This is a genomic window from Mesorhizobium sp. M0174 (assembly GCF_040322275.1).
In the GTDB taxonomy this organism is placed as follows: domain Bacteria; phylum Pseudomonadota; class Alphaproteobacteria; order Rhizobiales; family Rhizobiaceae; genus Mesorhizobium.
Genome location: NZ_JAMYTB010000010.1, coordinates 1 through 23,650, shown reverse-complemented (window position 1 = coordinate 23,650; position 23,650 = coordinate 1). Strand labels below are relative to the sequence as shown.

At 63.9% G+C, this 23,650-nt stretch carries 19 protein-coding genes and 1 tRNA gene; 13 read left to right on the top strand and 7 right to left on the bottom strand.

The features are described 5' to 3' along the window. Positions 1-12: 12 nt before the first annotated feature. A complete protein-coding gene (locus NKJ13_RS20380) occupies positions 13-837 on the top strand; it encodes a L,D-transpeptidase (RefSeq protein WP_352507471.1) in 825 nt (274 codons plus the stop codon). A 254-nt stretch (positions 838-1,091) separates the two neighbouring features. Here the strand turns inward: NKJ13_RS20380 and NKJ13_RS20375 are convergent, their stop codons facing one another. Next, on the bottom strand, positions 1,092-2,624 hold the full coding sequence (locus NKJ13_RS20375) for a helicase HerA-like C-terminal domain-containing protein (protein WP_352778061.1): 1,533 nt from the start codon (positions 2,622-2,624) through the stop codon (positions 1,092-1,094). A gap of 275 nt (positions 2,625-2,899) precedes the next feature. Here NKJ13_RS20375 and NKJ13_RS20370 point away from each other — a divergent pair, with 275 nt between their 5' ends. The 4 genes from NKJ13_RS20370 (at position 2,900) to NKJ13_RS20355 (ending at position 7,143) form a co-directional block, all read left to right on the top strand. Further along, a complete protein-coding gene (locus NKJ13_RS20370) occupies positions 2,900-4,342 on the top strand; it encodes a methylmalonyl-CoA mutase subunit beta (RefSeq protein ID WP_352778059.1) in 1,443 nt (480 codons plus the stop codon). Beyond that, positions 4,339-6,462 (top strand): methylmalonyl-CoA mutase, encoded by a 2,124-nt coding sequence (gene scpA / locus NKJ13_RS20365; protein WP_352778057.1) that lies wholly within the window; start codon positions 4,339-4,341, stop codon positions 6,460-6,462. Before NKJ13_RS20370 ends, scpA begins: the two co-directional genes overlap by 4 nt. A gap of 73 nt (positions 6,463-6,535) precedes the next feature. After that, a complete protein-coding gene (locus NKJ13_RS20360; RefSeq protein ID WP_352490816.1) occupies positions 6,536-6,757 on the top strand; it encodes an AbrB/MazE/SpoVT family DNA-binding domain-containing protein in 222 nt (73 codons plus the stop codon). After that, a complete protein-coding gene (locus NKJ13_RS20355) occupies positions 6,754-7,143 on the top strand; it encodes a type II toxin-antitoxin system death-on-curing family toxin (protein ID WP_352778055.1) in 390 nt (129 codons plus the stop codon). Before NKJ13_RS20360 ends, NKJ13_RS20355 begins: the two co-directional genes overlap by 4 nt. Here the strand turns inward: NKJ13_RS20355 and NKJ13_RS20350 are convergent. Further along, complete coding sequence (locus NKJ13_RS20350; protein ID WP_352490814.1) at positions 7,140-7,613, bottom strand: GreA/GreB family elongation factor; 474 nt, start codon at positions 7,611-7,613, stop codon at positions 7,140-7,142. The two genes, NKJ13_RS20355 and NKJ13_RS20350, sit on opposite strands and share 4 nt — an antisense overlap. Before the next feature lie 74 nt (positions 7,614-7,687). Continuing rightward, positions 7,688-8,506, bottom strand: coding sequence for a class I SAM-dependent methyltransferase (locus tag NKJ13_RS20345; RefSeq protein WP_352778053.1), 819 nt, complete (start codon positions 8,504-8,506; stop codon positions 7,688-7,690). 21 nt (positions 8,507-8,527) lie between these two features. On the opposite strand from NKJ13_RS20345, the gene NKJ13_RS20340 reads away from it, so the two are divergent. After that, positions 8,528-9,307, top strand: a complete 780-nt coding sequence (locus tag NKJ13_RS20340; protein WP_352778051.1) for a TetR/AcrR family transcriptional regulator — start codon at positions 8,528-8,530, stop codon at positions 9,305-9,307. Between the two features lie 91 nt (positions 9,308-9,398). Continuing rightward, positions 9,399-10,775: a TIGR03808 family TAT-translocated repetitive protein gene (locus NKJ13_RS20335; protein ID WP_352778049.1), complete on the top strand. Its 1,377-nt coding sequence runs from the start codon at positions 9,399-9,401 to the stop codon at positions 10,773-10,775. On the opposite strand, the gene NKJ13_RS20330 is transcribed toward NKJ13_RS20335, so the two are convergent. Together NKJ13_RS20330 and NKJ13_RS20325 are read right to left on the bottom strand one after the other, a co-directional pair. Further along, on the bottom strand, positions 10,768-11,772 hold the full coding sequence (locus NKJ13_RS20330; protein WP_352507463.1) for an asparaginase: 1,005 nt from the start codon (positions 11,770-11,772) through the stop codon (positions 10,768-10,770). The genes NKJ13_RS20335 and NKJ13_RS20330 overlap by 8 nt on opposite strands. A 26-nt stretch (positions 11,773-11,798) precedes the next feature. Further along, on the bottom strand, positions 11,799-12,965 hold the full coding sequence (locus NKJ13_RS20325) for an acetyl-CoA acetyltransferase (RefSeq protein WP_352507462.1): 1,167 nt from the start codon (positions 12,963-12,965) through the stop codon (positions 11,799-11,801). A gap of 223 nt (positions 12,966-13,188) precedes the next feature. Between NKJ13_RS20325 and betI the strand changes: the two genes are divergently transcribed. The 5 genes from betI to betB are packed head-to-tail and all read left to right on the top strand — an operon-like array spanning position 13,189 to position 19,491. After that, complete coding sequence (gene betI, locus NKJ13_RS20320) at positions 13,189-13,779, top strand: transcriptional regulator BetI (protein WP_352454288.1); 591 nt, start codon at positions 13,189-13,191, stop codon at positions 13,777-13,779. After that, a complete protein-coding gene (gene betC / locus NKJ13_RS20315) occupies positions 13,776-15,305 on the top strand; it encodes a choline-sulfatase (protein ID WP_352507460.1) in 1,530 nt (509 codons plus the stop codon). Before betI ends, betC begins: the two co-directional genes overlap by 4 nt. After that, positions 15,305-16,312 carry a threonine/serine dehydratase family protein gene (locus tag NKJ13_RS20310; protein ID WP_502900894.1) on the top strand — a complete coding sequence of 336 codons (1,008 nt, stop codon included), beginning with the start codon at positions 15,305-15,307 and terminating at the stop codon, positions 16,310-16,312. Before betC ends, NKJ13_RS20310 begins: the two co-directional genes overlap by 1 nt. Before the next feature lie 3 nt (positions 16,313-16,315). Continuing rightward, positions 16,316-17,968 carry a choline dehydrogenase gene (betA, locus tag NKJ13_RS20305; RefSeq protein ID WP_352507458.1) on the top strand — a complete coding sequence of 551 codons (1,653 nt, stop codon included), beginning with the start codon at positions 16,316-16,318 and terminating at the stop codon, positions 17,966-17,968. Between the two features lie 59 nt (positions 17,969-18,027). Beyond that, entirely contained in the window at positions 18,028-19,491 is a 1,464-nt protein-coding gene (betB, locus tag NKJ13_RS20300) for a betaine-aldehyde dehydrogenase (RefSeq protein ID WP_352778047.1), read from the top strand. On the opposite strand, the gene NKJ13_RS20295 is transcribed toward betB, so the two are convergent. Both NKJ13_RS20295 and NKJ13_RS20290 read right to left on the bottom strand, forming a co-directional pair. Next, positions 19,455-21,725, bottom strand: a complete 2,271-nt coding sequence (locus tag NKJ13_RS20295) for an AGE family epimerase/isomerase (RefSeq protein WP_352778046.1) — start codon at positions 21,723-21,725, stop codon at positions 19,455-19,457. The two genes, betB and NKJ13_RS20295, sit on opposite strands and share 37 nt — an antisense overlap. Before the next feature lie 17 nt (positions 21,726-21,742). Beyond that, the gene (locus NKJ13_RS20290; protein ID WP_502899854.1) at positions 21,743-23,257 is read right to left on the bottom strand and encodes a phosphomannomutase/phosphoglucomutase; all 1,515 of its coding nucleotides are present in this window, start codon (positions 23,255-23,257) and stop codon (positions 21,743-21,745) included. A gap of 205 nt (positions 23,258-23,462) precedes the next feature. Between NKJ13_RS20290 and NKJ13_RS20285 the strand changes: the two genes are divergently transcribed. Beyond that, positions 23,463-23,539: transfer RNA gene (locus tag NKJ13_RS20285), tRNA-Pro, on the top strand. The last annotated feature ends 111 nt before the right edge of the window (positions 23,540-23,650 follow it).

Below are 23,650 nucleotides of genomic sequence, written 5' to 3'. Positions count from 1 at the left end.
AAAAAGGCAATCATGTTCACACCCCAATCGTCCTCTCTTCGCCTGAGCCGTCGCGGTTTCCTCAACGCGGCCGCCTTTGGCGCCGCCTCGGTCGCGGTTTCCAGTTGCACCACGCTGTCGCAGCAGCCAGTCGAGCCACCGCCGCCGACCTATGTCGAGCCGGCGCTCGGCGACTACGTGACGATGTATGGGCCGATGTCGGATGGCGGCTTCGAGCTGCCGGCCATACCTGTCGACAAGATCGACCCGCAGTTCCTGCGCCAGATCGTTGACGATCCGACCGGGCAGCAGCCCGGCACCATCGTCGTCGACACGACCAACCACTTCCTCTACCTGGTGCGCCCCGGCGGCCAGGCGATCCGCTACGGCGTCGGCCTCGGCCGCGCCGGCTTCGAATGGTCGGGCGATGCGGTGGTCCAATGGAAGCAGAAATGGCCGAAATGGACGCCACCGGAGGACATGATAGCCCGCCAGCCCGAGCTCGCAAAATACAGCGCCGATAATGGCGGCATGCCCGGCGGGCTGGACAACCCGCTTGGCGCGCGTGCGCTTTACCTGTTCCAGGGTAACCAGGACACGCTGTACCGGTTGCACGGCTCGCCGGAATGGCGGTCGATCGGCAAGTCGGTGTCGTCGGGCTGCGTGCGCCTGATGAACCAGGACATTATCGATCTCTACGATCGTGTGCCGAACAAGACCCCGGTCGTGGTGACAGCCGATGTCGGCCAGCCGGTGGTGGCAACAGCAAACCGCAGAGCCATTCCGATCGACGCCGGCGTGCCGGAAGGATCGATCCTGCTCGGTCCGATAAAATCGATCACAAATTCGATCTTCTGAGCTGGTCGAAAGCGCGGGCGGGATCTTCCTCGCTCCCGCTGGTTTTGCTGCGCGTCGGCGTGCCTGTACCGGTGCCGGCCTTTAGGTCCGATGCTTACGCCGAGCAGCGGATTTTGCCGTGCTGTGGGCAGACGCCACCAGTGACAGCTCATGACCGCATAGCCGCCGTCCGCTGTCCTCCAGATCTGGATACTGGCGCTTGATTCCAGGACAGAATTGCCAACACCGATGCCCGCCTTCGGGTCCGATGCCCCTCACCTGCCCCTGGACAGGCTCCCCAGAATACCCCGCACGATCGCTCGTCCGACCGACGAGCCGACCGAGCGCACCACGGATTTGATCGCCGCCTCCGCCACCGTCTGGCGGTTGGAGGGGCGCGGCGCGCGGCGGCCGCCGGTCGGCTGGGGACCGTCATTGCCGAAGCCGGGAATAGTCCAGCGCGAACGGCCTGCGTCCTGTTGCTGCGCCTGTGCCTCCTGGGCGTCCTTAGCCTTTTTCTGCAGGATCTCGAAAGCCGATTCGCGATCGACGGTCTGGTCGTACTGTCCCGCAACCGGGCTCTCATTGATCAGCTTGCGGCGCTCTTCGGGCGTGATCGGGCCAAGCCGCGATGACGGCGGGCGGATCAGCGTCCGCTGTACCATGGACGGCACGCCCTTGGCTTCCAGCGTCGAGACCAGCGCCTCGCCGGTGCCGAGCTGCGTGATGACGGTTGCGCAGTCGAAGTCGGGATTGGGCCTGAACGTCTCGGCCGCCGTCCTGACGGCCTTCTGTTCGCGCGGCGTATAGGCACGAAGTGCGTGCTGCACGCGGTTGCCGAGCTGGGCCAGCACCGTTTCAGGGATATCCAGCGGATTTTGCGTGACGAAATAAACGCCGACGCCTTTCGAGCGGATCAGCCGGACCACCTGTTCGACGCGGTCGACCAGCACCTTCGGCGCGTCGTCGAACAGAAGGTGCGCCTCGTCGAAGAAGAAGACCAGCTTCGGCTTGTCCGGGTCGCCGACTTCCGGCAGTTCCTCGAACAGTTCCGACATCAGCCACAGAAGGAACGTCGCATAGAGCCGCGGATTCATCATCAGCTTGTCGGCGGCGAGCACGCTGATGGCGCCGCGTCCATCGCGCGTGGTGCGCATGATGTCGGATATCCGCAATGCCGGCTCGCCGAAGAAATTCGCGGCGCCCTGCTGCTCCAGAACCAGCAGCGTGCGCTGGATCGCGCCGACCGAAGGTTTCGTCACATTGCCGTAGCGGGCGCCGATCTCTTCGGCGCGGTCGGCGATATTGGCAAGCAGTGACTGCAGGTCTTTCAAATCGAGCAGCAGAAGGCCTTCCTCGTCGGCGATGCGGAAGGCGATGTTCATGATGCCTTCCTGCGCCTCGGAAAGGTTCATCAGCCGCGACAGAAGCAGTGGGCCCATCTCCGAGATGGTGGCGCGGATCGGGTGGCCCTGCTCGCCGAACAGATCCCAGAAGATGACCGGGAATTCCTGGAATTCATAGGGATCGAGCTTGACCTGCTCGGCCCGCTTGACCAGGAAATCCTGCGTTGTGCCCATCATGGCGATACCCGACAGGTCGCCCTTGATGTCGGCGCAGAATACCGGCACGCCGGCATTGGAGAAACCCTCGGCCAATATCTGCAGGGTCACCGTCTTGCCGGTGCCGGTCGCGCCGGTGACCAGGCCGTGACGATTGCCATACTGCAGCAAAAGCTGTTCGGGCCGCTGATAGCTGTCGTCCGGCTTGCGGCTGGCCCCTATGAAGATACTGGTATCGTCGGCCATGTGTCCGGTCTCCGCAAACCTATAGGGTTGAATGCCCTGATCCCTTGAAGAAAAGGGAGCCCCGCCGCAGGTATAATGAGGCCATTGCGCAGCGACAATGGGCACCGTCGAAAATGGCTTTTGGAGCTTGCGGAACCTGCCCATGTTTGGCAATCGATTGACGGTCGCCGTCACGAAAGGCGTGTTGCACGGCATGTGTGCTGCATTGTGATATCGGGCCGGGGACCGTAGACTGACATAGTCGGCCGCTGCGGCCGCTAGAACGAGGAGAACCGATGGGCGCCGGTGCCTTGACCCAGGATGCCGAACTTCCGAACGTCGACCGGCAACGATGGCTGGCGCTGGCGGAGAAGGCGCTGGCCGGCGGGTCCTTCGAGGAAAAGCTCGTCTCGCATACGGACGACGCCATCCGCATCGAGCCGCTCTACGAGCGTTCGGTAACCGCCGAGCCTGTCGTGCGCGCCAACCCGGGATCACCGTGGATCGTCAGCCAGCGCATCGACGATCCGGACATAGGCCGCGCCAGTGCGCAGGCGCTGGAAGACGTCGCGCAGGGTGCCACCGGACTGTCGCTTGTCTTCGAGGGTGCGCCGAACGCCTTCGGCTATGGCTTGCCGAGGACGGCGGAGGCGCTGGAGGGCGTGCTCGACGGCGTGCCGCTCAACCGCATCCAGATCCGCATCGACGCCCATCCCTGGAGCCGTGCCGTGGCCGACTGGCTGGTGGCGTTTTTGACCAAGCGCCGCTCCGACCCGGCAAAGCTCAACCTCTCCTTCGGCATCGATCCGGCGGCGATCTTTGCCGGGACCGGCAGGCTGCGCATGTCGATCGAGGCTTTACAGGCTTCGATGCCGCAATCGCTGGCGCATTTCTTTTCGATGGGTGTGCCCGGCGTGCTGCTGGAGGCCGACGGGCGGGTATTCCACAATGCCGGCGCCACCGAGGCGCAGGAGCTTGGCACCATGCTCGCCTCGGCCGTCTCCTATTTGAGGCTGTTCGAGAAGGCGCGCCAGCCGCTCGTCTACGCGGCGCCGCATATCGGTTTTGCGCTCAGCGTCGACCAGGACCAGTTCGTTTCGACGGCCAAGGTCAGGGCGTTGCGCAGGCTGTGGGCGCGTGTCCAGGAGGCCTGCTCGATACCGCCCTCCACCGCCAGCATCCATGCCGAAACATCCTTCCGGATGATGACGGCGGCCGATCCGGAAACCAACATCCTGCGCACCACCATCGCCGCTTTCGCGGCTGCCGCCGGCGGCGCGGATTCGATCGCCATCCTGCCGCACACGATCGCGCACGGCCTGCCCGCGGGTTTTGCCCGCCGCGTTGCCCGCAACGCGCAACTGATCATGGCCAATGAAAGCCACATCGACCACGTCGCCGATCCAGCTTGCGGTTCGGGCGCCGTCGAAGCGCTGACTGCGGAGCTCTGCGCGGCGGCCTGGCAGGAGTTCCAGCAGATCGAGGCAGAAGGCGGCGTGCTGACCAGCCTTGAGCAAGGCCACATCCAGAGGCGCGTCCAGGCAGCTTCCGCCCGCCGCAACACAGCCTACCAGGCGGGCGAACGGGCGATCGTCGGCACGACGCTGCACCCGTCGAAGACCGAGCGTCCGGTCGAGACGCTGGCGGCGGAGCGGCGGCCTGCCTTCACCGAAGGCGTTGCGGTGTGCGAGCCGCTATTTCCGATCCGCATCGATCAGTCGATCGGAGCCGTGCCATGATCCCGGATTTCAGCCAGATCGGCTGGTCGCCGCCACGGCGGGTGCCGGTCGAGGTCAAAGGCCAGCGGGTGACGCCGGAAGGCATTGCCGTCAAGCATCTCTACAACCAGGGCGATCTCAAGGGCTTGCCACATCTCGATACCTATCCAGGCCTGCCGCCTTTCGTGCGCGGCCCCTATCCGACGATGTATGTCCAGCAACCCTGGACGATCCGGCAATATGCCGGCTTCTCGACGGCCGAAGAGTCCAACGCCTTCTACCGGCGCAACCTTGCCGCCGGCCAGAAAGGCCTGTCGGTCGCCTTCGATCTCGCCACGCACCGCGGCTACGACAGCGACCATCCGCGCGTCGCCGGCGATGTCGGCATGGCCGGCGTCGCCATCGATTCCATTCTCGACATGCGCCAGCTGTTCGACGGCATCCCGCTTAACGAGATGACGGTATCGATGACGATGAACGGCGCGGTGCTGCCGATCATGGCGCTCTATATCGTCGCGGCGGAGGAACAGGGCGTTGCGCAGAAGGACCTCACCGGGACCATTCAGAACGACATCCTGAAAGAGTTCATGGTGCGCAACACCTACATCTATCCGCCAAAACCTTCGATGCGGATCGTGTCGGACATTTTTTCCTACACGTCGAAGCACATGCCGAAGTTCAATTCGATCTCGATCTCCGGCTATCACATGCAGGAGGCGGGAGCGACGGCGGATCTCGAGCTCGCCTACACGATTGCAGACGGTATCGAATATGCCCGCGCCGGCGTCGCGGCCGGCCTCGACATCGACCGTTTCGCGCCGCGCCTTTCCTTCTTCTGGGCGATCGGCATGAATTTCTTCATGGAAGTCGCGAAGCTGAGAGCAGCGCGCCTTTTGTGGGCCAGCCTGATGCTGAAGAACTTTTCGCCGAAGGACGAGCGCTCGCTGTCACTGCGCACCCATTGCCAGACCTCGGGCTGGTCGCTGACGGCGCAGGATCCCTACAACAACATCATCCGCACCATGATCGAGGCGATGGCCGCCACTCAAGGGCATACGCAGTCGCTGCACACCAATTCCTTCGACGAGGCAATGGCGCTGCCGACCGACCATTCGGCCCGCATCGCCCGCAACACACAGCTCATCCTGCAGAAGGAATCCGGCACGACGCGCATTATCGACCCGTGGGGCGGCTCCGCCTATGTCGAACGGCTGACACATGATCTGGCGGCGCGTGCGCTTGCGCATATCGAGGAGGTCGAGAGCCTCGGCGGCATGGCCGCGGCGATCGAAAGGGGCCTACCGAAGCTGCGCATCGAAGAGGCTGCCGCGCGCACCCAGGCGCGCATCGATTCCGGCGAACAGATCGTGGTCGGTGTCAATGCTCACCGTCCCGGCACGGACATCGAAGTCGACGTGCTGAGGATCGACAATGCCGAAGTCAGGGCGCGGCAATTGTCGAAGCTGCAGCGGCTGAAAGGTACGCGTGACGTCGCCGCCGTCGAGAGCGCGCTCGATGCGCTTACCCGTGCTGCCGGGAGTAACGGAAACCTGCTGGAATTCGCCATCCGGGCCGCACGCGCCAACGCCACGGTCGGCGAGATTTCGCTGGCGCTGGAAAAGGTTTTCGGCCGCCATGTCGCCTCGGTGCAGACGATCTCCGGCGTCTATCGCAACGCGCTCGGCGACAATCCCGTGGTCGACCGGCTGCAGGACAAGATCATCGCGTTCGAGGAGAGGTCCGGCGGCAAGCCGCGCATTTTGGTCGCCAAGATGGGGCAAGACGGCCATGATCGCGGCCAGAAAGTGATCGCCACCGCCTTTGCCGACCTAGGCTTCGACGTCACCGTCGGGCCGATGTTCCAGACGCCGGACGAGATCGCCAGACTGGCAGTCGAGCATGACGTGCACATCGTCGGCGCCTCGTCGCTGGCTGCGGGCCATTTGACGCTCATTCCCGAACTCAAGCTTGCACTGAAGAAGTTGGGCCGCGACGACATGCTGATCGTCGCCGGCGGCGTTATCCCGCCGCAGGATTACGATGCAGTCCGGCAGGCAGGCGCCACTGAAATCTTCCCGCCCGGCACGGTCATCCCGGAAGCGGCGGAGCGGCTGATGGACCGGCTGCTGCAGGCCGGCTGACGCTTTGTTACAATGTCTGTTGTAACAAGAAACACGCTGAGTTATAATCAGCGTTGCAACAGGATGCCTCACCATGAACACGACCATTCGCAAGATCGGCAATTCCGAAGGCGTGATCCTGCCGAGGGAGCTTCTCGATCGTCTGAACCTGAAGGCCGGCGACCAGCTTCAAATCGTTGAAACAGGTGACGGTCTTGCGCTGAAGCCGGTGGACGACAGCTTCGAGCGGCAAATGAAAGCTGCCCGCAAGGTGATGGACAAATACAAGGTCGCGCTTCAGAAGCTCGCCGAATGAGCTGGGAGTTTCTGACGCGGCGTGCAGTCGAAGCCATGCACGCGGAGCAGTTGCGCCGACACGGCGGAGCACAAGGCTTGAGGGATGAAAATGCCCTCGAATCGGCGCTCGCTCGCGCCGAAAACAAGGCCAACTACGGAGACCCGTCGGTTGAAGAACTCGCAGCCGGCTATGTCTTCGGCATTGCCAGAAATCATGCCTTTGTCGACGGCAACAAACGCACGGCCATTGTCGCGGCCGGCGCATTTCTGATTGTGAATGGCTATGCCCTGTCGGCCAATGACGGCATGCTTTACGAATTCGTCATGGGCGTCGCCGCCGGCGAAATCGACGAGGCCGGCGCCGCGGCGTTCTTCCGCGATCATGTCGTCAAGCTCGAAGACTAACTGTCGGAGAGCTTGACGATCTCCCATTCCTTACCGTTGACCACGGCAACTTCGCCGACCTTCTTGCCGAACAGCGCCATCGCCATCGGCGACATATGGGAAATTGTCCCCTTGGCGGGATTTGCCTCATCCTCGCCGACGATCTTCCAGTGCACCTTCTTGCCGTCGTGGCTTTCCAGCGTGACGCCCATGCCGAAGCGAACCATGTCGCTGCCCGGTTCCGGCACCGAAAGCTCGGCGCTTTCGCGCCGCGCCGTCCAGTAGCGGAGATCACGCGACACCAGCGCGATGCGCTCGCGGTCGGCCCTCTTCTCGGCTCTGCCCAGTTCGTCGCGCAGAGCGGCCACCTCGGCATCGATCAGCGCCATGCCGCGTTCCGTGACCAGATTGCGGTGATGGCTGATCGGCCGCTCGCCGATGCCGGCAATGGCGTTTTCGCTGTCTTCCTCGCGGGTGAAGGCCCTGCTCATCCGACGAACTTAGGCCCGGCGCGACGACTCCACAAGCCATTGCTGAAGAAGAGGATGGTGACGGAAATCTGGGTTCAATACCCGACGTTTAACAGCCGCTTGGGGTCCGGCTGCGCAATTAGATAGCGGAGCCCCTTGGTTCCGACGTCGCCTCGCTCAACGATATTGAAGCCGAGCCGGCCGAGATCCGCTGCGATTTTGTCCAAATCGACGTAACCATGCCGGTGGAGCCGAAAGGTGCTCTTCCGGCGCGGCGGTTTTGCAAAATCGACGATAAGCACGCGACCGCCCGCCTTCAGGACGCGGAAGGCTTCTCTGCCGAAATCCTCGCGGCCCTTCTTTGGAAGATGGTGGAACATCAGCGTGCTGAGGACGACATCAAATTCCCCATCCTTGAAAGGCAGTTCCTGAGCGGTGGCGGTCGAGAACCCGACTTGTAGCCCGGCTCGCCGGGCCTTTGCCGTCGCGCGCGCAACCATTTCGGCGGAGGCGTCGACGCCGTGCACACGCCCCTCCGGCCCCACCTTCTGTCTGGCAAGGAGCGCGGTGGTGCCGGTGCCGCACCCGACATCCAGGACCACTTCTCCCGGTTTCAGCTTCGCAAAGCTTAATATCCTTTCGCGAAAAGCACGTTCGCGACCGAAGGTCAGAAGCCACGCCAGCATATCGTACAGGGCGGCGGAATGAAGCGTGATGCCGACATGCGGCGCCTTCTCCTCGCTGGCGGCCGGTCTGCGGGCCTTGGCGGACAGCCGCCCGTGAGCGCTTTGCCATATCAATAAGCTCGCGACTACGACGAGTGCACCAGCATGAAGCAGGAGGACGGGAACTCCCAAGGAAAAGACCGCATTTGCCTGTCCCAACGAGAAAAATGCCGCGAGCACCACGGCCACTTTGACGAGCGCGACTAGCGCATGCCCTCCAACTATTGTTCCGAAAAGACGTTGGTGCATTGCTTTATCTCCGGCCAGCCGGGCATCGCGCTGGGCCTTCCGCAAGAGCATATGATACTGGACAGTGTGTCCAGTATCAGTTTTACTGGCCACATCGCACCGACGCGCCCAATACTGGACGATTTGGTGTCCTTTGGCCGGAAAAGGATGTTGCCGATGCCAGCCGGACCGATCGACCGTCGGGTCGCCAGGACCCGCAGCCGACTGCAGCAGGCGCTTTTCAGACTGACCGCCGAGAAGGGATATACGGCGATCACGGTCGAGGATATCTGCAGGGAAGCCGATGTCGGCCGCTCGACTTTCTACACACACTATCCCGACAAGGACCGCTTGAGGAAAGCAACGATCGACGACCATCTGAAGACCTTGCAGGCACACGGTGCCGAACGCCATTCGCAGCGGAACGCCAAGGGCTTTTCCTTCAGCGGTCCGGTGTTCGAGCATGCTCATGCCACGCGGGAGATGCACCGTGCGCTGATGGGCGGGAAAAAGCGCGAAATGCCAGAAGAGATCCGCGGCTGGATAAGCAGGCAGGTTCGCCATGAGTTGGCGAATATCCAAGGTGATGAAGGCGGAGTCAGACTTGAGATTGCCACACGCTTCATCGTTGGCGCGTTCTTTGAAGTGATGCACTGGTGGCTTGAGAGGGATACGAAGCTGTCTCCCGCGGAGATCGACCAGATATTCCTGCAACTTGCCTTCAACGGGGCGGTGATCGCTGAGCCAACGAGGATGGAATAGGGGCCAAGCGTCAGATTTCACCACGAGTTCGACCGGGCTAGTCTGGCACGAATCCTGCGGCGCGACCGTTGAACGCAAGGAATCTGTGCCGATGTTGAACAGACGAACGCTGCTTGCGCAGACCGCCGGCTTTGCCGTCATGGGGCTTTCGCTCGGCAAGGCAGCGGCGAAAAACCTTCCCGGCATCGAGAAAGCCGCGATGCGTGGCGCGATCAACGCGACCGAGCTCGGCGTCCGGCCCGGTGCGCTTGACGACCAGAGCAAGGCTTTCGCCAAGCTGCTGCGCGACGCGCACGACCGCGACATCACGGTGTTCCTGCCACCGGGGACCTATATCGTTTCCAACCTGTCGCTGCCCGGCCGCGTGCGCCTGTCCGGCGTGCCGGGCGCATCGCGGATCGTCTATGGCGGCAATGGCCATCTCATTATGGCCGAACGGGCCGAGCATATCGAACTCAGCGGGCTGGTGTTCGATGGCAGCAACCGCTGGATGGGCGACTACACGCAAGGCCTGCTCGATCTGCGCCGCATCGCCCATCTGGTCGTCGACAACTGCCAGATGACCGGCAGCGGCAAGAACGGTCTGGCGCTCGAACAGGCCTCGGGCCGCATCCAGTGCTCGGAGATATCCGGTGCGGCCGATGTCGGCATCTATTCGGTCGAGGCCGATGGCCTGGAAATATCAGGCAATAGCGTCTCCGACTGCGCCAATGGCGGCATTCTCGTGCACCGCTGGCAGGCGGCGGAAGACGGCACCATCGTCAGCGGCAACCGGATCGAGCGCATCCAGGCGCGCAGCGGCGGAACCGGCCAGAACGGCAACGGCATCAATGCGTTCCGCGCCGGCAACGTCATCATCTCCGGCAATATTGTCTCGGATTGCGCGTTCTCGGCGATCCGCGCCAACAGTTCCAGCAATTTGCAGATCACCGGTAACACCTGCTCGCGTTCGGGCGAGACGGCCGTGTATTCCGAATTCTCGTTCGAAGGCGCCGTCATCGGCAACAACATCGTCGATGGCGCCGCGAACGGTATTTCGATCGTCAATTTCAATGAGGGCGGCCGCATGGGCGTGTGCTCCGGCAACATCGTCCGCAATCTGTCGACCAGCGGCCCCTACCCTGCCGACGCGCCCGGCTTCGGCGTCGGCATCAGCGTCGAGGCCGACACCACCGTTTCCGGCAACGTCATCGAGAATGCGCCGCTCTACGGCATGCAGATCGGCTGGGGACCGTTCATGCGCAATGTGGTCGCCACGGGAAACATCGTCCGCAAGGCCGGAACCGGCATCGCCGTCAGCGTGGTCGAAGGTGCCGGAACGGCAATCATCTCCGACAATGTCATCGACGGAGTCCAGAACGGCGCGATCGTCGGCCAACGCTGGGCCGAGCGAGTGACCGGTGACCTCGCCGCATCAGGCAATGCCGGCTACGCGCATCTGACCGTCGAGCGCAACCACGTCAGTTGAGGGTGGCCGTCGGCCGGAGCGCGCCGACTTTGGCACCGATCCGGCTTTCGATAGGCGGATTTGCCTGTTCGGTCAGTTTCGCTGCGAGCGCCTGGTCGGCTTGCAAAAGCTTAGCCAGCACGGCTGCGACCATCACTTCAGCGGCGCGGCCGGCGCCATCGTCGCACTTCAGCGCGATGCCAAGGCCAAGCTCCGGAACGGCTGCACAAAAAACACCTTCGGCGCCTCCCTTGACGAAAATCCGGCCCGGCGCGGCCTCCATCATCGCGACGTCGGACCTGCCCGTGCCGGCGACGAAAAACGGCTCGGCCATGCAGGCGGAAAGCAGCCGCTTCGCCGCCCGGGCGCGCACCGGCTCGAAGCCGGCACCTGTCGCCATGCGGGCAAAGCCAAGGGCAAAGCTGCGCAGCGGCACGGCATAGGTCGGAATCGAGCAGCCGTCGGTGCCGCGGTGATCGGCGTCATGGGCAGCACCGGTCACCGCCTGCATCGCTTCGCGCACCATCTCCTGCGAGGCATGGCCAGCCTCGACGTAACCACGATGGGCGATGCCGCTGTGAACGCAGGTGCATAGGAAGCCTGAGTGCTTGCCGGAACAATTATTGTGCAAGGTGTTCGGCGCACGGCCGGCGCGGGCAAGCGCCAGCGTCGCCCCGTGGCTCGACGGCCAATGCGCGCCGCATTCGAGTGCCGTCTCGTCGAGGCCGGCTTTCGCCAGCATGGCGCGTGCCAGCTCGACATGCGGCGGCTCGCCGGAATGGGAGGCGCAGGCCAGCGCCAGCTCCCGGTCACCGAAGCCGTAGGCATCGGCAGCGCCGCTCTCGACCAGCGGCAGCGCCTGGATCGCCTTGACCGCCGAACGCGGGAACACCGGCTGTGCCGTGTCGCCGATCTCCCAGACCGGCTTGCCGTCGGCGTCGAAGACGGCAACAGCGCCGCGATGGGCGCTCTCGACGAGAGCGCCGCGCAAGACCTCGACCAGAACCGGATTTGTCATGTCACCTCCCGCAAATGCGGGCGGGTTTATCTGATCCGGTCGAGAATGGAAACGTAGTTGGCGACCGCGGCACCACCCATGTTGAAGATGCCGCCGAGCTTTGCTCCCGGCACCTGGATGCCGCCCGCCTCACCGACGAGTTGCATCGCGCCCAGCACATGCATCGATACGCCGGTGGCACCGATCGGGTGGCCCTTGGCCTTCAGCCCGCCAGACGGATTGACCGGCAGCCTTCCATCTTTCGCCGTCTCGCCATCCAGGGCCAGCTTGGCGCCCTCGCCCGGCCTGGCCAGGCCCATCGCCTCATACTCGATCAGTTCGGCGATGGTGAAACAGTCATGCGTCTCGACGAAGGACAGGTCGCCGAGCGTCACGCCCGCCTGCTTCAGCGCCTGGTTCCAGGCCTGCTCGCAGCCTTCGAAGGCGAGAATGTCGCGCTTCGACATCGGCAGAAAATCCTGCACATGCTCATTGGCGCGGAAGGCGACGGCGCGGCGCATCTTCAGCGCCGTGGCCGTGTCGGCAAGGACAAGCGCGGCGGCACCGTCCGACACCAGCGAGCAGTCTGTGCGCTTCAGCGGACCGGCGACGAAGGGGTTTTTTTCGCTTTCCTGCCGGCAGAACTCGTAGCCGAAATCCTTGCGCATCTGCGCGTAGGGATTGTCGACGCCGTTCTTGTGGTTCTTGGCGGCGATCATCGCCAGCGCATCCGACTGGTCGCCGTAGCGCTGGAAATAGGCTTGGGCGATCTTGCCGAAGACGCCAGCGAAGCCTGCCGGCGTGTCACCGTCCTCCGGCAGATACGAGGCCTTGAGCAGGTTCTTGCCGATCTCGGGACCGGGCGTCGTCGTCATCTGCTCGGCGCCGACCACCAGCACGATACGGGCGGCATTGGCGTCGATGGCGCGGATGCCTTGCCTGACCGCCGCCGAGCCGGTGGCGCAGGCGTTCTCGACGCGGGTCGCCGGCTTGAAGCGCAGCCGGTCGTCGGCCTGGAGGACCAGGCTCGCGGTGAAATCCTGGGCGGAAAACCCGGCGTTGAAGTGGCCGAGCACGATCTCGTCGACGTCATCCGGACCGATGCCGGCATGATCGAGCGCCTCGACTGCCACCTTGGTGATCAGGCTCTCCAGCGTCTCGCCTTCGAGCTTGCCGAAGCGCGAATGCGCCCAGCCGACGATGCATGCTGTCATGGCAACCTCCATCCTGCGGGCCGGGCAACGTATGTCGCGGCCCGCCTCAGCATTGTTCAAGCATGAACCGTTCCGCCGGCTTCGTGAAGGGGCCAGAACCGCACAATCGCTTGATCTTGATCATCTGGTCATAGTGCCTGGCTTTTGCCAGCAAATCAGGCTGGATTTTTGTTGATTGATGCGTCAATAAAAAATAATCTTGTCCCAACAGGCCGGAGCAGGAATGCCGAAACTCGGAATGGAGCCGTTGCGCCGCAGGGCGCTCATCGACGCAACGATCTCGGCGATCGGCGAGCGCGGTTCGCTTGATGTGACGATGTCGGAAATCGCCGGGCGCGCCGGCGTGTCCTCGGCGCTTGCCCACCATTATTTCGGCGTCAAGGACGAATTGCTGTTGGCGACGATGCGGCACATCCTCAGCGAACTCACCGCCGATACGCGCCGCGCACTTCGCGCGGCCGGCACGGCGCGCCAGCGCGTCTCGGCGGTGGTCGCGGTCAATTTCTCCGACATCCAGTTCCAGCCCGAAACGATCGCCGCCTGGCTCGCCTTCTATGTCGAGGCGCAGAAATCGGCAGCACTCCGCCGGCTGCTCAAGGTCTATGCGCGCCGGCTGCATTCCAATCTGCTCAGCGGGCTGGCCGGCATCCTGCCGAGAAGCGAGGCCGATCGGGTCGCCGAAGCGACCGCGGCGCTGATCGACGGGCTCTATATCAGGCGCGCGCTGAAGGACGGTGTTCCCGATGCCGCGACCGCGATTGCACTGGTCGAGGACTATCTCGAAACGAAGCTCAGCGGACGGCAGAAGCAGTGACATCCAAGCGACCCAACATCCTGATCGTCATGGTCGATCAGCTCAACGGAACGCTGTTTCCGGATGGGCCGGCGGACTTCCTGCACGCGCCGCATCTGAAGGCGCTCGCCGCGCGTTCGGCGCGTTTTTGCAACAATTACACGGCCTCGCCGCTCTGCGCGCCGGGCCGCGCCGCATTCATGAGCGGCCAGTTGCCGTCACGCACCGGGGTCTATGACAACGCCGCCGAATTCGCGTCTTCGATCCCGACCTTTGCCCATCATCTGCGCGCCGCAGGTTATCACACCTGCCTCTCCGGCAAGATGCATTTCGTCGGGCCGGACCAGTTGCACGGTTTCGAGGAGCGGCTGACCACCGACATCTATCCGGCCGATTTCGGCTGGACACCCGACTATCGCAAACCCGGCGAGCGCATCGACTGGTGGTATCACAATCTCGGCTCCGTCAGCGGCGCCGGTACCGCCGAGATCACCAACCAGCTGGAATATGACGACGAGGTCGCCTTCCATGCGGTGCAGAAGCTCTACGATTTTGCCCGCGTCTCCGACGATGCCGCACATCGGCCCTGGTGCTTGACGGTTTCCTTCACCCATCCGCACGATCCCTACGTCGCACGGCGGCGCTACTGGGACCTCTACCAGGATTGCCCGGCGCTCGAGCCCGAGGTCGGCTTCATTCCTTACGACAGGCAGGACCCTCATTCGCAGCGGCTCTACCGCGCCAGCGACTATGACAGGTTCGACATCACCGCTGAGCAGATACGCCGCGCACGGCGCGGCTATTTCGCCAACATCTCCTATCTCGACGACAAGGTCGGCGAATTGCTGTCGGTACTCGAGCGCACGCGAATGCTCGACGATACGATCATCCTGTTCTGCTCGGATCACGGCGACATGCTCGGCGAGCGCGGCCTGTGGTTCAAGATGTGCTTTTTCGAAGGTTCGGCGCGGGTGCCGCTGATGATCGCCGGCAAGGGCGTACACGCCGGGCTGATCGAGACGCCGGTTTCCAACCTCGACGTGACGCCGACGCTTTGCGATCTCGCCGGCATCGACATCAGCGCGATTGCGCCGTGGACCGACGGCCAGTCGCTGCTGCCGTTGCTGAACGGAAAGAAACGCTCCGCGCCGGTGCTGATGGAATATGCCGCCGAAGGCTCCAACGCGCCGATGGTGGCGATGCGCGAGGGCCGCTACAAATTCATCCATTGCGAGATCGATCCGCCGCAACTGTTTGATCTTGAATCGGATCCGCGGGAATTGACCAATCTCGCCGCCGATCCGGCCAATGCGGCTTTGGTGGCCGCTTTCACCGACAAGGTGCGGGCGCGTTGGGACATGGCGGCGTTCGATGCCGCGGTGCGTGCCAGCCAGGCACGCCGCTGGGTGGTCTACCCGGCGCTGCGCAACGGCACCCATTATCCCTGGGAATTCCAGCCGCTGCAGAAGGCATCGGAGCGCTACATGCGCAACCATATGAACCTCGACCTGCTCGAAGAGCAGAAGCGCTTTCCGCGAGGCAAATGATGGCAGACCGTCTCGTCCCCTCGCTCGACCATCTCAGGCAGGCCTATGCCGTCACCTCCAAGGCAACGCAGGTCACGCCGCTGCTGGAATCGGCGGCACTCGCCCGCGAGACCGGCGCTGCCCGCGTCTTCGTTAAGGCCGAATCGCTGCAATGGGCCGGATCGTTCAAGGTGCGCGGCGCCTACTGGCGGCTGAAGAAGCTCTCGCCTGACGAAACCAAAAAGGGCGTCGTCGCCTACTCCTCCGGCAATTTTGCGCAAGGGCTGGCGGCGGCAGGCGAAGCGCTTGGCATTCCCGTCACCATCGTCATGCCGATCGACGCGCCGGCCGCCAAGCGCGACGCCACATCGGGCTACGGCGCGCGCGTGGTGCTGACTGACCATGGCGAGCGCGCGCGTGAGGAAGTCGCCGCCGCCAAGGCGCGCGAGATCGCCTCGAGCGAAGGCCTGGCGCTGCTGCACCCGTTCGACGATCCGGAGATCGTCGCCGGCCAGGCCGGTGCCGGGCTGGAGGCACTCGACCAGCTCGCCGCCAGGCAAGCGGAGGCCGATCTCTTGTTCTGCTCAGTCGGCGGCGGCGGCCTGATCGGGGGCGTTTCGCTGGCCTTCCATTACCTGTCGCCCGCCACGGAGATCATCGGCGTCGAGCCCGAAGGTTTTGACGGCATGGGCTCGTCGCTGGCGCATGGCGCCATCGAAACCATGCCGATCGGGCCGAAATCGATCTGCGACGGGCTGATGTCGCGGCGGCCGGGCGACGCGCCGTTCGCAGCGGTGAAGGCGGCCGGCGTTCGCGGCGTCACCGTCGACGATGCCTCGGTGCGGCGCGCCATGCGCATCGCCTTCGAGCGGCTGAAGCTGGTGCTCGAACCATCCGGCGCTGCTTCGCTGGCGGCGTTGCTCGGCGGTAAGGTCGACGCGACCGGCAAGACCGTTCTCGTAGTGGCAACCGGCGGCAACGTCTCGCTGGCCGATTTCATTGCGCATATGAACCACGGGCGCGCATGAACCATGCTTGAAGCGGATTTCGTCATTATCGGCTCCGGCTCGGCCGGCTCGGCCATGGCCTACCGGCTGTCGGAGGAGGGCAAGCATTCGGTCATCGTCATCGAATATGGCGGCAGCGATATTGGGCCGCTGATCCAGATGCCGTCGGCGCTGTCGATCCCGCTCAATATGAGCCTCTACGACTGGGGCTTTGCCAGCGAGCCCGAGCCGCACCTCGGTGGCCGCGTGCTGGCGACGCCGCGTGGCAAGGTCATCGGCGGCTCGTCCTCGATCAACGGCATGGTCTATGTGCGCGGCCATGCCCGCGACTTCGACCACTGGGCCGAACAGGGCGCGGCCGGCTGGGGGTTTGCCGACGTGCTCCCCTATTTCAAGCGCATGGAGGACAGCGCAGGCGGCGAGGATGGCTGGCGCGGCCATGGCGGCCCGCTGACTGTGCAGCGCGGCTCGAGGACGAACCCACTCTATGGCGCCTTCGTCGAGGCAGGCCGTCAGGCCGGCTTCGAGCTGACCGACGACTATAATGGCGCGAAGCAGGAGGGCTTTGGGCCGATGGAGCAGACCATCCGCGGCGGCCGTCGCTGGTCGGCGGCGAGCGCCTATCTGAGGCCGGCGCTGAGGCGGAAAAATGTCATCCTGGTCAAGGGTTTCGCCCGGCGGGTGATCATCGAGAATCAACGCGCCACCGGCGTCGAGATCGAAGCGCGCAAACGGATTCAGGTAGTCAGAGCGCGGCGCGAGGTGATCGTTGCCGCGTCCTCGATCAACTCGCCCAAGATCCTGATGCTGTCCGGCATCGGCCCCGGCCAGCACCTTAGGGAGAACGGCATTCCCGTGATCGCCGACCGGCCGGGCGTCGGCCGCAATCTGCAGGATCATATGGAGCTCTACATCCAGCAGGAATCGACAAAGCCGATCACGCTGAACTCGGTGCTGAATCCGTTTTCGAAGGCGATGATCGGGGCACAATGGCTGTTCTTCAAATCCGGCCTCGGCGCTACCAACCATTTCGAGGCAGCCGCCTTCGTGCGCTCGCGCGCTGGCGTCGATTATCCCGATATCCAGTATCACTTCATCCCGGCCGCGGTCCGCTATGACGGCAAAGCGGCGGCCAAGGCGCATGGTTTCCAGGCGCATGTCGGGCCGATGCGGTCGAAGTCGCGCGGTTCGGTCACGCTGCGCTCGCCCGATCCCAAATCGAAGCCGGTGATCCGCTTCAACTACATGTCGCATCCGGACGACTGGAAGGAGTTCCGCCACTGCATCCGGCTGACCCGCGAGATCTTCGGGCAAGCGGCCTTCGATCCGTACCGCGGCAAGGAACTGTCGCCGGGCTCGCATGTGCAGTCCGACGACGACCTCAACGCCTTCATTCGCGACCACGCCGAAAGCGCCTACCACCCTTGCGGCACCTGCAAGATGGGCCGTGCCGATGATGCGATGAGCGTGGTCGATCCGGAATGCCGCGTCATTGGCGTTGAAGGGCTGCGGGTCGCCGATTCCTCGATCTTCCCGCGCGTCACCAACGGCAATCTCAACGCGCCGTCGATCATGACTGGCGAGAAGGCCGCCGACCACATTCTCGGGCGCACGCCGCTGCCACCTTCCAACCAGGAACCATGGATCAATCCGCGCTGGCAGGTGTCGGACAGATAGGCCATGATCCGGCGGACGCATATTCCGCATGCCGCGACAAGACGATTTGGAGAACAGTCATGCGCGCCCAGCCAACGGCATCGCATTATGTCAATGGCCGCTATATCGACGACGAGCGCGGCGCAGCGCTGCCGGTTATCTATCCGGCAACCGGCGAGACCATCGCCATGCTGCGCTCGGCGACGCCGAACGTGCTGGAGCTCGCGATCGAGGCGGCGCGTGCAGCACAACCGGCCTGGGCGCGGCTGAAGCCGGTCGAACGCGGCCGCATCCTGCGCCGTGCCGCCGACATTCTGCGCGGGCGCAATGCCGATCTGGCGCGCATCGAGACGCTGGATACCGGCAAGCCTATCCAGGAGACGCTGGTTGCTGACGCCCCGTCGGCGGCCGACTGCCTGGAATATTTCGGCGGCGCCGTTGCCGCCTTTAATGGCGAGGCCGTCGATCTCGGCGGACCCTTTGCCTATACCAGGCGCGAAGCGCTCGGCGTCTGCGTCGGCATCGGCGCCTGGAACTACCCGATCCAGATCGCCGGCTGGAAATCCGCACCCGCGCTCGCCATGGGCAATGCGATGGTGTTCAAACCGTCGGAGAACACGCCTCTTTCAGCGCTGGCGCTCGCCGAAATCTACACCGAGGCCGGCCTGCCGGACGGGCTGTTCAACGTCGTGCAGGGTTTTGGCGATGTCGGCGCCGGGCTTGTCGGACATGATGTCGTCGCCAAGGTCTCGGTGACCGGTTCGGTGCCGACCGGCCGCAAGGTGCTGTCGCTCGCCGGCTCGAAGATGAAGCACGCGACGATGGAGCTCGGCGGCAAGTCGCCGCTGATCGTCTTCGAAGACGCCAACCTCGAAAATGCCATCGGCGGCGCGATGCTCGGCAATTTCTATTCGACCGGCCAGATCTGCTCCAACGGCACGCGGGTCTTCGTGCAGAGCGGCATCCATGACCGTTTCGTCGAGAGGCTGACCGAACGGACGAAGAAAATCCGCATCGGCGATCCGCTCGATCCGGACACGCAGATGGGGCCGCTGGTCTCGAAGGCGCAGCACGACAAGGTGGTCTCTTACATCGAGGCCGGCAAGCAGGATGGCGCGGTGCTCGCCTGCGGCGGCAATGTGCCTTCGCTGCAGGGTTTCCAGGGTGGCTTCTTCGTCGAGCCGACGGTGTTCACCGAGGTCACCGACACGATGCGCATAGCGCGCGAGGAGATTTTCGGGCCGGTGATGAGCGTGCTGAAGTTCGACAGCGAGGACGAGGTGATCGAGCGCGCCAACGATACCGAATTCGGCCTCGCCGCCGGCGTGTTCACCCGCGACCTGGCGCGCGCCCATCGTGTGATCGCCGAACTGCAGGCCGGCACCTGCTGGATCAACGCCTACAATCTGACGCCGGTCGAAATCCCCTTCGGCGGCTTCAAGCAGTCCGGCATCGGCCGCGAGAATTCGCTCGCGGCGCTAGCACTCTATTCGCAGCTGAAGTCGGTCTATGTCGAGAGCGGGGATGTCGCCAGCCCGTACTGATCCTTGCGGGCCGTGCCGTCGAGATACTGGGTCAGCGCGCAGACGAGATGATAGAAGATGCTGGCCGGCACCTCGTTTGCCAGCGAGCGGCCACGCTCGTCGATGCGGTCGATCCACAGGCCGAGCGGTGCCGGATTGATGTGCCAGCGGAACAGCCGGCCGACCCGCGCCTCGATTTCCGGCTTCAGGTCGGGCCCCCCCGAACCGTCCAGCGCGATCGCCGCCTTGATCGCTTCGGCCTGCGGCCAGCTGCGCGAGACGCGGTCGAGCGGCTGTCCTTGCCGCGAGACGGCGCCGTAGGCGAGGCCCGTGGCGCGGTTCAGGCCATTGGCGATCGCCGACGCGTAGAGCTTCCTGGCGAGGCCGGTCAAGTCGCTCTGGCGGCTGCGGCCGGCGAAGTCGATCAGCAGCGAGGCCCATTCGAAATGATGGCCCGGTTCGGTCCAGGTGCCCTTCTCGCCAGGGGCCGGCCGCCATTCATGGTCGAAATACTCGCCAAGGGTCCAGCTTTCCGGGTCGAAGAAATGGCTGCGGAACAGATCGACGATGCGCGCGGCGCGGCGGAGATGAGCGCGCTCGCCGGTCGCCTGATGCCAGGCCAGGAACGCCTCGAGCAGATGCATGTGCGGGTTGGAGCGGCGCTCGCCCTCGCCACTCGAGGTCTCGCGGAAGCCGGTCAGGCGTTCGTCCTCGAGATGCGCGTCGATGAACGCAAAGGTTTCCTCGCCAAGCCGCAACGCATCGGGATTGCCGCACATATGGGCATGCGCCAGCGCCAGGAGCACGCAGGAATGATCGTAAGCATCCTCGGCGCCGTCGGCGACGGTGCCGTCGATGTTGAGGGTGCGTACCCAGCCGCCATTGTCGGTACGGCCGTGCCTGGCCATGAATTCGAGGCCGTGGCTGATCAACCGATCGGCCGGGCCGTTCCAGCCGCGCGCCTTGGCGACGGCGAAGGCGTAGATCTGCCTGGCCTGCGTGCGCATGCGCTTGGGTTTCATCAGGGGGGCGGCATCGAAGCCGAGCGCTTCGTGGAAACCGCCATGGCGCTCATCGACGCCGACCGTCGACCACAACGGCACCGTCTCCTCGAACAGCCAATGGTGCACGCGGCGCTGCCAGGCGCCGCTTTCGATGACGCGATCGTCGGCGGGCGTGAACCTGGTCTCAAGGCGACCGCTCTTTTCGAGCTGCTCGACGATCTTTTTGACATTCTGGCTGTGGCTGACCGGCGCGACGAAAGTGGCGTCGGCGGTCGACACGATGGCGACGTCCTTCAGGCCAATGGCCGACAGGAGGCGACCATCGCTGCGGATATAGGAGTTCTCGCAATCGATGGCGACGACATCGCCGACGATGACATTGCCCTGCCTGTCGGAGGGGCCGACGTCGAGCAGCGATTGCCAGGAGCCGAGATCGTTCCAGCGAAAGCCCGCCGGCACCATGGCGATGCCGCTGGCGCGCTCCATGATCGCATAGTCGATCGATGTCGATGGGATGGCGGCATAGAGCTCCAGAGGCATGTAGAGGCCCGAAAGGTCTGATGTCGCCGCCTGATAGGCAGCCTCGGTGGCGCTCCAGATGTCGGGCTGGAAAGCCATGAATGCGTCGCGCATGGCGCTGGCGCGAAACAGGAAGATGCCGGTGTTCCAATAGAAGTTACCGGCCTCGAGATAGCTCTGCGCCGTGGCGAGATCGGGTTTTTCGATGAAACGCGAGACGTCGCAGATGCCGTCCCGCTCGCCGGCCACCTCGATGTAGCCATAGCCGGTCTCAGGTTGCGCGGGCTTGATGCCGAAAACCACCAGCCTGCCCTCGCGCGCCGCCGCGGTGCCGGCTTCGACGCTCTGCCAGAATTGCTGCGCCGTCGCGATCTCGTGATCGGAGGGCACCACCAGCACCAGGCTGTCGCCGAATTCCGACAAGGTGCGCAGGCTTGCCAAGGCAACGGCCGCGGCAGTGTTGCGGCCGGTCGGCTCGAACAGCGGGCCGCCGCCGGAAAGCTCGAGACCGGCAATATCGGCATGAACGCGGTCGGCGTGCCTTTCCGAGGCAATCAGGAAGATCGGCGTTTCGCCCTCCGGCCGCGCGGTCAGCCGGCGCAGCGTCTTGGCCAGCATCGAGCCGTCGCCGGAAAAATCATGGAACTGCTTGGGATTGTCCTCGCGCGACAGTGGCCACAGCCGCGAGCCGACGCCGCCGCTCATCACAAAACTGACGATCCGTTCGGTCATGAAAACAAGCCTCGTGCTCAAAAGGTCTGATTGTAGGCGCCGACTTCGGGGCTGCGGCGCAGCACGGCATCGACGGCTTCGAACATCTGCCGGCGCCGCTCCGACGATACCGGGCTTTCGACCACCACGACAAGCTCCGGCTTGTTCGAGGATGCCCGCACCAGCCCCCAGGTGCCGTCCTCCGCCACGACCCTGACGCCGTTGACGGTGATCAGTTCGGCGATCTTCTGGCCGGCGAAGACCGCGCCGTCGTTCTTCATCTTGCGAAAATCGCCTACGACGCGCTCGACGACGCCGTATTTGAGCTCGTCGGCGCAGTGTGGCGACATGGTCGGCGTGCCGAACGTCAGCGGCAGATCGCGGTAGAGATCGGCCATGCTACTTTGCGGACTGCGATCCAGCATCTGGCATATGGCGATGGCCGTTACCAGGCCATCGTCATAGCCGCGGCCGATCGGCGGATTGAAGAAGAAATGGCCCGATTTCTCGAAACCGGCGGCGGCGCCGAGTTCGGCGACGCGCCGTTTGATATAGGAGTGACCGGTTTTCCAATAGTCGGTGACCGCGCCATTTTCCCGCAACACCTTGTCAGTCATGAACAATCCGGTCGACTTGACGTCGACGACGAAAGTCGAGCCGGGATAGAGGTGCGAAATGTCGCGCGCCAGCATGACACCGACCTTGTCGGCGAAGATCTCGTTGCCCTCATTGTCGACCACGCCGCAGCGGTCGCCGTCGCCGTCGAAACCGAGCCCGACATCGGCGCCCGTTTCCAGCACCTTGTCGCGAATGGCGTGCAGCATCTGCATGTCTTCGGGGTTTGGATTGTAATTGGGAAATGTATGATCGAGCTCGACGTCGAGTGGGATTACGTCGCAGCCGATCCTTTCCAGTGCCTCGGGAGCGAAAGCCCCAGCGGTGCCGTTGCCGCAAGCGGCCACCACCTTGAGCTTCCTGGAGATACGCTTTCCCGCTGTCAGATCGTCAAGGTAGGTTTTGCGGAAGTCCGCAACGAAGTCATAGGAGCCGCCACCGACAAGATCGAAATCGCCGGACAGCACGATCGCCTTCAACGCACTCATCTCCTCCGGACCAAAAGTCAGCGGGCGCGCCGCGCCCATCTTGACGCCGGTCCAGCCATTCTCGTTGTGCGAGGCAGTGACCATGGCGACGGACGGGGTGTCGAGCGCAAACTGGGCGAAATAAGCCATCGGCGACAGGGCCAGCCCGACATCCTTGACCCGTGCGCCGGCTGCCATCAGCCCGGAAACCAGCGCCAGCTTTATGGCAAGCGAATAGGAGCGAAAATCGTGGCCGGTGACGATGTCGGGCCCGGCACCCAGGCGACGGATCAGCGTGCCGAGCCCCATGCCGAGCGCCTGAACGCCGATCAGATTGAGTTCCGGTGTTTCGTTCGAGCCGGGATGGCCGAACCACCAGCGCGCATCATATTCGCGAAACCCGGACGGCTTGATCAGCGCCGAGGTTTCAAACTCAAAAGTGTTTGGTTTGACATCGCTAACGATCTTCATCGACAAGGCTGCAAACTCCAGGCTGCTGAATCAGGTGCTTCGAGGCAAGGCGACGGTTACCCAGAAGCCCTTTAAGCCGTGTTTGTGCGACAGGAAACTGAAACCTGTATGACGTGGCGACGAAAGCGAAAGAAATGCGACAGAAGCGCCTCCATTGACGCTTGCAGTAACCAAACGCGGCGGCTATAAGCCCGCGGTCTGGTCACGGAGTGTAGCGCAGCCTGGTAGCGCACATCGTTCGGGACGATGGGGTCGCAGGTTCAAATCCTGCCACTCCGACCAGAAAAAACAGGGTACGACCCGGAGACATGGGTAACAGAATGTACCTAAGACATGGGTGACAACCTCGTGCCGAACGGGTTGTCGATGGTCTGCAAGGTTCTCTGTTCCAGG

Excerpts from the sequence above, each read along its gene's own strand:
- NKJ13_RS20360 (WP_352490816.1), top strand. The coding sequence starts at position 6,536 with ATGAACACGACCATTCGCAAGATCGGCAATTCCGAAGGCGTGATCCTG.
- NKJ13_RS20330 (WP_352507463.1), bottom strand. The coding sequence starts at position 11,772 with ATGACAAATCCGGTTCTGGTCGAGGTCTTGCGCGGCGCTCTCGTCGAG.
- NKJ13_RS20350 (WP_352490814.1), bottom strand. The coding sequence starts at position 7,613 with ATGAGCAGGGCCTTCACCCGCGAGGAAGACAGCGAAAACGCCATTGCC.
- betA (WP_352507458.1), top strand. The coding sequence starts at position 16,316 with ATGCTTGAAGCGGATTTCGTCATTATCGGCTCCGGCTCGGCCGGCTCG.
- NKJ13_RS20370 (WP_352778059.1), top strand. The coding sequence starts at position 2,900 with ATGGGCGCCGGTGCCTTGACCCAGGATGCCGAACTTCCGAACGTCGAC.
- scpA (WP_352778057.1), top strand. The coding sequence starts at position 4,339 with ATGATCCCGGATTTCAGCCAGATCGGCTGGTCGCCGCCACGGCGGGTG.
- betB (WP_352778047.1), top strand. The coding sequence starts at position 18,028 with ATGCGCGCCCAGCCAACGGCATCGCATTATGTCAATGGCCGCTATATC.
- NKJ13_RS20335 (WP_352778049.1), top strand. The coding sequence starts at position 9,399 with ATGTTGAACAGACGAACGCTGCTTGCGCAGACCGCCGGCTTTGCCGTC.
- NKJ13_RS20355 (WP_352778055.1), top strand. The coding sequence starts at position 6,754 with ATGAGCTGGGAGTTTCTGACGCGGCGTGCAGTCGAAGCCATGCACGCG.
- NKJ13_RS20325 (WP_352507462.1), bottom strand. The coding sequence starts at position 12,965 with ATGACAGCATGCATCGTCGGCTGGGCGCATTCGCGCTTCGGCAAGCTC.
- betI (WP_352454288.1), top strand. The coding sequence starts at position 13,189 with ATGCCGAAACTCGGAATGGAGCCGTTGCGCCGCAGGGCGCTCATCGAC.
- NKJ13_RS20295 (WP_352778046.1), bottom strand. The coding sequence starts at position 21,725 with ATGACCGAACGGATCGTCAGTTTTGTGATGAGCGGCGGCGTCGGCTCG.
- NKJ13_RS20340 (WP_352778051.1), top strand. The coding sequence starts at position 8,528 with ATGCCCTCCAACTATTGTTCCGAAAAGACGTTGGTGCATTGCTTTATC.
- NKJ13_RS20380 (WP_352507471.1), top strand. The coding sequence starts at position 13 with ATGTTCACACCCCAATCGTCCTCTCTTCGCCTGAGCCGTCGCGGTTTC.
- NKJ13_RS20290 (WP_502899854.1), bottom strand. The coding sequence starts at position 23,257 with ATGAAGATCGTTAGCGATGTCAAACCAAACACTTTTGAGTTTGAAACC.
- NKJ13_RS20375 (WP_352778061.1), bottom strand. The coding sequence starts at position 2,624 with ATGGCCGACGATACCAGTATCTTCATAGGGGCCAGCCGCAAGCCGGAC.
- NKJ13_RS20310 (WP_502900894.1), top strand. The coding sequence starts at position 15,305 with ATGGCAGACCGTCTCGTCCCCTCGCTCGACCATCTCAGGCAGGCCTAT.